Here is a 5,015-nt window from a genome sequence, read left to right on the forward strand (position 1 = left end):
GCAGGACGACGTCCGTGCCCTCGGCGGAGCCGCCGCCGGAAGCGGCCTCGGCGGTGGGAGCGGGCGCCGGGGCGGCCTGCTCGGTGGACGGCGCGGCCGCGGCCGGCTCGGGGGCGGGCTCGGCGACCGGCTCGGCGGCCGGAGCCGGGGCAGCGGCCGGGGCGCCGGTGCCGTCGTCGATCACGGCCAGCTCGGCGCCGACCTCGACCGTCTCGTCCTCGGCGACCTTGATGGACGCGAGGACGCCGGCGGCGGGGGAGGGGATCTCGGTGTCGACCTTGTCGGTCGAGACCTCGAGCAGCGGCTCGTCGGCCTCTACACGCTCACCCTCGGCCTTCAGCCAGCGGGTGACGGTGCCCTCGGTGACGCTCTCGCCGAGCGCCGGAAGGGTTACGGAAACCGCCATGGTTTCTGTTGCTCCTTACGAATTGCGGAAGTCTGGATCGTCGCTTCGTCGACCGAGGGTCAGTCGTGCGAGTGCAGCGGCTTGCCGGCCAGGGCCAGGTGGGCCTCGCCGAGCGCCTCGCTCTGCGTCGGGTGGGCGTGGATGAGCTGGGCGACCTCGGCCGGCAGCGCTTCCCAGTTGTAGATCAGCTGGGCCTCGCCGACCTGCTCGCCCATGCGGTCGCCGACCATGTGGACGCCGACCACGGCACCGTCCTTCACCTGGACGAGCTTGATCTCGCCCGCGGTGTTCAGGATCTTGCTCTTGCCGTTGCCCGCCAGGTTGTACTTCAGAGCGACGACCTTGTCCGCACCGTAGATCTCCTTGGCCTTGGCCTCGGTGATGCCCACGGAGGCGACCTCGGGGTGGCAGTACGTCACCCGCGGCACGCCGTCGTAGTCGATCGGGACGGTCTTGAGACCGGCCAGACGCTCCGCCACCAGGATGCCCTCGGCGAAGCCGACGTGCGCGAGCTGGAGCGTGGGCACCAGGTCACCGACGGCGGAGATGGTCGGGACGTTGGTGCGCATGTACTCGTCGACCAGGACGTAGCCGCGGTCCATCGCGACGCCCTGCTCCTCGTAGCCGAGACCGGCGGAGACGGGCCCGCGGCCGACGGCCACCAGCAGCAGCTCGGCCTCGAACTCCTTGCCGTCGGCGAGCGTGACCTTGACACCGTCCTGGGTGTACTCGGCCTTCTGGAAGAAGGTGCCCAGGTTGAACTTGATGCCGCGCTTGCGGAACGCGCGCTCAAGAAGCTTGGAGGAGTTCTCGTCCTCGAGGGGGGCGAGGTGCTTGAGGCCCTCGATGATGGTGATGTCGGTCCCGAAGGACTTCCAGGCGGAGGCGAACTCGACGCCGATGACACCGCCGCCGAGGACGATCGCCGACTTCGGCACCCGGTCCAGGACGAGGGCGTGGTCGGAGGAGATGATCCGGTTGCCGTCGATCTCCAGGCCCGGCAGCGACTTCGGCACGGAGCCGGTCGCGAGCAGGATGTGGCGGCCCTGGATGCGCTGGCCGTTGACATCGACGGAGGTCGGCGACGACAGCCGGCCCTCACCCTCGATGTAGTGCACCTTCCGGGAGGCGACGAGCCCCTGGAGGCCCTTGTACAGACCGGCGATCACGCCGTCCTTGTACTTGTGCACCCCGGCGATGTCGATGCCCTCGAAGGTGGTCTTCACACCGAACTGCTCGCTCTCGCGGGCCTGGTCGGCGATCTCGCCCGCGTGCAGCAGGGCCTTGGTGGGGATGCACCCCCGGTGCAGGCAGGTACCGCCGACCTTGTCCTTCTCGATCAGGGCGACGTCAAGCCCCAGCTGCGCCCCGCGCAGGGCCGCGGCGTAACCGCCACTACCACCGCCGAGGATCACTAGGTCGAAAACGGTGCTGGCGTCGTTCGCCACGTCACGTCCTCCATGCATGTGCGCCGTACGCCGGTCTCCAGTGACCGCGCGGCGGCTGGTGTCCGGCCGCTCTTTCTTCGGCCCTGTGGTGGGGGCCCTGTCCTGCCGAGCCCCATCTTCGCACTTGTCAGCACCGAACGAGACGCCGGGCCGGGGTGTGAGACACCACACGCTCACATGAGAGGAGAAGCTCCGGTGAGACTCCGACCGGGGTCGCGGTGACCCACAGAGGGGCGCGGGGCTGTGCAGATCTGCGGCTCCGCCGCGCGGGCGCGACCATCTCCGATGCTCAGGGCGGACATGGGGCGCGGTGACCCACCCCAGGGGCGCGGGGAACTGCGCGACCGGCCACAACCGGCCCGCAGCCGCCCACGCCCCTCGGGAGCCGAACTCCTAGGCGGACATCAGCCCAGGTCACCCGAGGCGGTGAGCTCCGCGAGCCGCACCAGCGTACGGACCGCGGACCCCGTCCCGCCCTTCGGCGTGTACCCGAACGGCCCGCCGTCGTTGAACGCCGGTCCCGCGATGTCGAGGTGCGCCCACGGGATGCCCTCGCCCACGAACTCCCGCAGGAACAGACCAGCGACCAGCCCGCCGCCCATCCGCTCACCCATGTTCGCGATGTCGGCGGTCGGGGAGTCCATCCCCTTGCGCAGGTGCTCCGGCAGCGGCATGGGCCACGCCGGCTCCCCGACCTCCTCGGCGGCCTCGTGCACCGCCGTACGGAAGGCGTCGTCGTTGGCCATGATCCCGAAGGTCCGGCTGCCCAGCGCCAGCATCATCGCCCCGGTCAGCGTCGCCACGTCCACGATCGCGTCCGGCTTCTCCGCCGACGCCGCCCACAGCGCGTCCGCGAGCACCAGCCGGCCCTCGGCGTCGGTGTTGAGCACCTCCACCGTCTTGCCGCTGTACATCCGCAGCACGTCACCGGGCCGCGTGGCGGACCCCGACGGCATGTTCTCGGCCAGCGCCAGCCAGCCGGTCACGTTGACCTCGAGACCCAGCCGCGCGGCCGAGACCACGGCCGCGAACACCGCCGCCGCCCCGCTCATGTCGCACTTCATCGTCTCGTTGTGGCCCGCCGGCTTCAGCGAGATGCCGCCCGAGTCGTACGTGATGCCCTTGCCGACCAGCGCGAGGTGCTTCTTCGCCTTGGACGAGGTGTACGACAGCTTCACCAGCCGCGGCCCCGACGCCGACCCGGCCCCCACGCCGAGGATGCCGCCGTAGCCGCCCTTCTCCAGGGCCTTCACGTCGAGCACCTGCACCTTGATGCCGTGTTCCTTGCCCGCCGCCTGCACGACCGCGGCGAAGGCCTCGGGGTTCAGGTCGTTGGGCGGCATGTTGATGAGGTCGCGCGCGCGGTTGAGCTCCTCGGAGACCGCGACGGCACGGGCGAGCGCGGCCTTGTACGCGGCGTCTCGGGGCTTGCCGCCCAGCAGCGTCGCCTCGGCCAGCGGCGCCTTGCCGTTCTTGGCCTTGGGGTCCTTGCCGTGCTCCTTGTAGGCGTCGAAGGAGTACGCCCCGAGCAGCACGCCCTCGGCGACCGCGCCGAGATCGGCGGCGTCGCCCAGCGGCAGCACGAACGCGGCCTTCTTCGAGCCGGTCAGCGCGCGGGCGGCGACACCGGCTGCCTTGCGCAGCGCCTCCGGGGCGAAGGAGGAGTCCTTCTCGGGCTCGGCGCCCAGGCCGACCGCCACCACGAGAGGCGCCTTGACGCCGGAGGGCGCGGGCAGTTTCGTCACCTCGCCCTCGGCGCCGGAGGCACCGAGGGTCTCCAGGACGCCGGCGAGCCTGCCGTCGTAGGCCTTGTCCACGGCCTCGGCGCCCGGTGCGACGACCGGGCCCTTCGCGCCCTTGGCGACACCGATCACGATCGCGTCGGCCCGCAGGCCGGGCGCCGCGGAGGTGCTGAGAGTGAGAGCAGTCACGGTGGTGAATTCTCGCTTCCGATGTGAAGTTGCGTGAGTCGAGCGGGTGGGTCGACCGGGCCCGACGGCCGACCCTATTTCGTGTCCGAACACGGGCCCCGATCGGGGCCTTCACCCCTGTCGGCGACCACCCGGGAAGAGCCTACGCTCGGGTCGGCCGCCGATCCTTCCGCCTGCCCTGGAGCCACCCCTTGAAGCGCCCTCTCCTGCTCGTCATCCTGCTCCTCCTCGTGACGGGCTGCTCGACCACGCCGGACGCCGAGCCGGGCGCCGGGCCCGACGGTTCCCGCTGGCGGCCCCGCCCCGGCATCGCCTGGCAGTGGCAGCTGACCGGCCGCGTCGACACGTCCGTGGACGCGCCGGTGTACGACATCGACGGCTTCGACCAGTCCGCGGCCGTGGTGTCCGCACTGCACGCCAAGGGCCGCAAGGTCATCTGCTACCTCTCCACGGGCGCGTGGGAGGACTGGCGCCCCGACGCCGACGAGTTCCCCGAGTCGGTGATCGGGCGCGGCAACGGCTGGGAGGGCGAGCGCTGGCTCGACATCCGCGCCACCGACGTCCTCGAACCCCTGATGGCGGCCCGCCTCGACATGTGCCGCAAGAAGGGCTTCGACGCGGTGGAGCCGGACAACATGGACGGCTACCGCAACCGCACCGGCTTCCCGCTGACCGCGGCCGACCAGCTCCGCTACAACCGCCTGCTCGCCGAACTCGCCCACGAGCGCGGCATGTCGGTCGGCCTCAAGAACGACCTCGACCAGATACCGCAGCTCGTGGGGGACTTCGACTTCGCGGTCAACGAACAGTGCGCGCAGTACGGCGAGTGCGGGGACATGCGGCCCTTCATCAAGGCCGGCAAGGCGGTCTTCCACGTCGAGTACGAACTCCCCACCAGCCGCTTCTGTGCCGAGTCCCGGCGGCTGAGGCTGAGTTCGATGCTCAAGAAGTACGAGCTCGGGGTGTGGCGCGAGGCCTGCTAGAAGTTCAGTGACAGCACCACGAGCGCGGTGGTCGCCGCCGTCTCCGCCAGCCCGCCGAACACGTCCCCGGTCACCCCGCCGAAGCGGCGCGTGCAGTGGCGCAGGACGAGCTCGGCCGTCCCCACGGCGGCGGCGACCGCGAGCACCGAGCGGACGACGTCGTACGACCCGAGGAGCGCCCCCGCCCCGGCCGCACCCAGCGTCACGGCGGCGGCCGCCAGTACCGCCCCGCGGACCGGGACGACCC

The 5,015-nt window shown here is 71.2% G+C and carries 5 protein-coding genes; 1 reads left to right on the plus strand and 4 read right to left on the minus strand.

The window, feature by feature from the left end:
• The 3 genes from EHS43_RS37120 to EHS43_RS37130 form a co-directional block, all read right to left on the minus strand.
• Positions 1-406: biotin/lipoyl-containing protein (locus EHS43_RS37120; RefSeq protein ID WP_312023468.1), on the minus strand; the 406-nt coding region annotated here is incomplete at its 3' end.
• A gap of 59 nt (positions 407-465) precedes the next feature.
• The gene (lpdA, locus tag EHS43_RS37125; RefSeq protein ID WP_037719613.1) at positions 466-1,854 is read right to left on the minus strand and encodes a dihydrolipoyl dehydrogenase; all 1,389 of its coding nucleotides are present in this window, start codon (positions 1,852-1,854) and stop codon (positions 466-468) included.
• 404 nt (positions 1,855-2,258) lie between these two features.
• Positions 2,259-3,785 (minus strand): leucyl aminopeptidase, encoded by a 1,527-nt coding sequence (locus EHS43_RS37130; RefSeq protein ID WP_125195026.1) that lies wholly within the window; start codon positions 3,783-3,785, stop codon positions 2,259-2,261.
• Between the two features lie 191 nt (positions 3,786-3,976).
• On the opposite strand from EHS43_RS37130, the gene EHS43_RS37135 reads away from it, so the two are divergent.
• Complete coding sequence (locus EHS43_RS37135; RefSeq protein ID WP_125195027.1) at positions 3,977-4,768, plus strand: endo alpha-1,4 polygalactosaminidase; 792 nt, start codon at positions 3,977-3,979, stop codon at positions 4,766-4,768.
• Here EHS43_RS37135 and EHS43_RS37140 read toward each other — a convergent pair.
• A partial coding sequence (locus EHS43_RS37140; protein ID WP_185806574.1) for an adenosylcobinamide-GDP ribazoletransferase occupies positions 4,765-5,015 on the minus strand: 251 nt, incomplete at its 5' end. The two genes, EHS43_RS37135 and EHS43_RS37140, sit on opposite strands and share 4 nt — an antisense overlap.

The sequence above is a fragment of the Streptomyces sp. RP5T genome, assembly GCF_003933965.1.
In the GTDB taxonomy this organism is placed as follows: domain Bacteria; phylum Actinomycetota; class Actinomycetes; order Streptomycetales; family Streptomycetaceae; genus Streptomyces.